General features: G+C 60.5%; 4 protein-coding genes. All 4 read right to left on the reverse strand.

The window, feature by feature from the left end:
- Positions 1-485, reverse strand: a 485-nt coding sequence (locus RMO23_RS01965; RefSeq protein WP_309678419.1) for a sugar O-acyltransferase, incomplete at its 3' end; no start/stop codon positions are given.
- The gene (gene neuB / locus RMO23_RS01970) at positions 482-1,570 is read right to left on the reverse strand and encodes an N-acetylneuraminate synthase (protein WP_309678420.1); all 1,089 of its coding nucleotides are present in this window, start codon (positions 1,568-1,570) and stop codon (positions 482-484) included. The genes RMO23_RS01965 and neuB, both read right to left, overlap by 4 nt.
- Complete coding sequence (neuC, locus tag RMO23_RS01975; RefSeq protein ID WP_309678421.1) at positions 1,570-2,730, reverse strand: UDP-N-acetylglucosamine 2-epimerase; 1,161 nt, start codon at positions 2,728-2,730, stop codon at positions 1,570-1,572. The genes neuB and neuC overlap by 1 nt, the downstream gene beginning before the upstream one ends.
- Positions 2,727-3,353: DegT/DnrJ/EryC1/StrS family aminotransferase (locus tag RMO23_RS01980; protein WP_309678422.1), on the reverse strand; the 627-nt coding region annotated here is incomplete at its 5' end. The genes neuC and RMO23_RS01980, both read right to left, overlap by 4 nt.

The raw sequence follows: 3,353 nt of genomic DNA on the forward strand, positions 1-3,353 counted from the left end.
GTTGCACCGGGCGCCATGTGGACGTTTGCGCCAATGACGCAGTCGTGATCCACACTGGCGTGGGTGTTGATGATGGTGTTTTCTCCGATACTGCAATCAGGCTGGACGACCGCGCCAGCCATGATCTGAACCCCTTGTGCCAGCCTGGCGCTGGATGCGACCCATGCTGCAGGGTGCACCAGTGCAGGGAAGTGAAAACCCGCTTGCCGCAGACGTGTATAGACCTCTTCACGCGCACGGCTCCCGACCAGCTGGCCAATGCCATTGACCAAGCCCACTGCGGCGGGGTCCAATTGCTCCAGGGCGTCATCGCCACCGAGAACAGGAATGCCTCGCCAGTGGGCTTGGCCTTGCTCAACCAGTTGCGGGTCACACACCCCCACCATATTGTGGCCAAGCGCCAGCGCCAGTGCATGCAGCACCTTGGCATGGCCACCGGCGCCAATCATCACGAGGGCTTGCCTGTCCATTTCGGTCGCTCTCATGGCGTGATGAGTTCCCCTGTGGCGAAACTGCGGCCGGCCGGCTGACCGATGAGGCCCCACAGCGCTGTAGGCGGCAGACCACGCCCGCTGCGTGCGGTCGTCAGGTCTGCTCGTGTCAGAACGGCGCCCGCGAGAATGTCGCGGGCTGCCACCACCTGCTGCCGGGCTGCCTGACGCGTATCCCATTCGCTGGCCTGCGGGGTCTTGCTGCCATCGCCAAGCACCACTTGCAGCGCACGGATATCGCTCACCATCTGTTTCAGCTCGCCCGGCTCGAGCGACGCTTTGTGGTCCGGTCCGGGCAGGCTGCGATCCAGGGTGAAATGCTTTTCGATGACCTTGGCGCCGCGAGCCACCGCCGCCACCGGAATCAAGATGCCCTCGGTGTGGTCGGAATAACCAACCTCCAGGCCAAAGGCTGAAGCCAGCGTATCCATGCCGCGCAGGTTCACTTCATGGAAGGGCGTGGGGTATTGCGAGGTGCAGTGCAGCAGCGTGACGTGACCACGCAGGCTGGTTCTGTATTCAAGCCTGCTCCAGCCGCGCCAGACCTCGTCCATATTGGCGGGCTCGGCATCTGCGTTCAGCGCATGCGCCACGATGGCCAAACCCTGTTCAACCTCTGACAACGTTGCCATGCCAGTGGAGAGGATCAGCGGTTTGCGTGTGCGGGCAAACTGCCACAGCAGCGGGCCGTTGGTGAGTTCGCCCGAGGGGACTTTGAACACGGGCATGCCCAGCTCAACCAGGAAGGCGAGGCTGTCCGTGTCAAAGGCAGTGGAAAGAAATTCAATGCCTTTTTTCTGCGCATAAGCCTGAAGCTCGACGTGCCAGTCACGGGGCAGTTCGAGTTTTTTCAGCATTGCCAGCTGGCTTTCCGCGGCATCGGTACTTTGCTTCTGGTACGCCGCCTTTGGCGCGCTTTTCGAGGCAAGCTTTTGCGCATCAAAGGTCTGAAATTTCACTGCGTCTGCACCCGCCTCGGCGGCGGCGTCGACGAGCGAAAAGGCCAGCTCGCGTTGGCCGTTATGGTTCACGCCGGCTTCGGCGATGATGTAGACCTTGTCAGGATCGGATCGCTTCATCAGGTGGTACCCAGGTCATGAAAGTGTTTGTGAAAGGTTCCCGTGTGCAACTCAAGAACCCTGACGATCTCTGTCGCCGCATTGCCTTGCCCGTAGGGATTGAGCACGTTTCGGCAATACCCGGCAAAGTCTTGCGAGAGCGCCTTGATGAGTGCCGGTTCAATCGCACTGGCGGTTGGCGGGCAGTGCAGTACCGAATCCGCCGCCAGTCGGCCGAGTTGCCTTGTACCGATGTTGACCGTCGGAATACCGAATGCAGGTGCTTCAATAATGCCACTGGACGAGTTGCCAACAACGGCTGCCGCCTTGCTTAGTGCGCTCAGATAACGTTTGAAGCCAAGTGAAGGAATAGCAAGAACCCGATCAGGCTGGCCTTGTGCATACGCTTCCAGAAGAGGAATGATCGCTCGGCCCCCATTATCCGCATTGGGGTAGGTCAGGATGACTTGATAACCAGGGAATTTGTCGAGCGCAGCCAGGAGCGCCTTGAAACTCTCCACAGAGTTTTCTTCGAGCACGGTGACCGGGTGGTAAGTGACGAGTAGATAGGGCTCTCGCAGTTCAAAGCCCAAGCTGGCGGAAAGCTCGTCCAGCGTCATCTTCGGGCTGCGCCGGAGGTGGTCCAGGCCGACAGCGCCAACGTTGAAAACCGTGGTTGGGGCCTCGCCCATCTGTATCACCCGTTGCCGATAGGGTTCGGCTGCGACGAAATGCAGGCTGGCCATCTTGGTGATGGCGTGGCGGATTGCGTCGTCGTAGGCACCTTCGGTAATCTCGCCGCCATGCAAGTGTGCAACCGGAATCCGCATGATGAGGGCGGCCTGAACCACCGCGAGCGCTTCGAAACGGTCACCGAGCACGACCAGAACGTCGGGCCGCAGGCGGTCAAGTGCGTCGGCAAAACCGATGGTGCCCAAGCCCATGGACTTGACCACGCCTACCGGGGTATCGGACGACAGCAGCATTTCGACCTTGGCGTCGATGTTGAAGCCGTCTTGTTCGATCTGCTTCCATGTTTCGCCGAATTCGGGCGAGAGGTGCATCGCACTGACGATGAGCTGCAGCTCCAGCGTTGCGCTGGCCTGGATGTCTTTCATTAACCAGTAAAGCAGGCCGTATTCGGCACGAGTGCCCGTAAAAACGGCGATCTTGCGCTTCACCGCAAAAACTCCGGCAGAACGCTGCTGGGCAAATTGACTACCCGTGCTTCCAGCCACTGCGCATTGCTCAGCTCACCCTTGCGGCAGTGCGCGTAAATCGGCAGGTGGTTCATCAATGCCCAGATCGGGCGGGTCATCACGCCCCGGTCGTTGGTGGCCTTGAGCAGGGCATCACGCTGTTCGCGGCTGTCGCAGATGACGGCGTTCAGCCAGTAGTTGGAGCGGCATTCGGCGGGTTCCTTGACGAACTGCAGATCGCTGCCCTTCAATTGCTCGGCATAGCGCCCAGCCAGGGCGCGCTTGGCGTGGATGAAACTTTCGAGCTGTTCCAGCTGGGCACAGCCGAGCGCGGCGTTGATATTGGGCAGGCGGTAGTTGTAGCCAATCTCATCGTGTGCATATTCGTACGGATGAGGCTTCTTCGCCGTCGTGGTGAGGTGCTTGGCGCGGGTGCCAAGCGTTTCACCGGCCAGAATCATGCCGCCGCCGCCAGTCGTCATGATCTTGTTGCCGTTAAAGCTTAGCGTGCCCAGCAAGCCGAAGGTGCCGGTGTGGCGGCCTTTGTAGACGCTGCCCAGGGATTCGGCGGCGTCCTCGACGAGGGCCAGGTTCCAGCGCGTGCA

Origin of the sequence: Polaromonas sp., from assembly GCF_031411155.1 — a bacterium.
Lineage (GTDB): Bacteria > Pseudomonadota > Gammaproteobacteria > Burkholderiales > Burkholderiaceae_C > Polaromonas.

Excerpts from the sequence above, each read along its gene's own strand:
- neuB (WP_309678420.1), bottom strand. The coding sequence starts at position 1,570 with ATGAAGCGATCCGATCCTGACAAGGTCTACATCATCGCCGAAGCCGGC.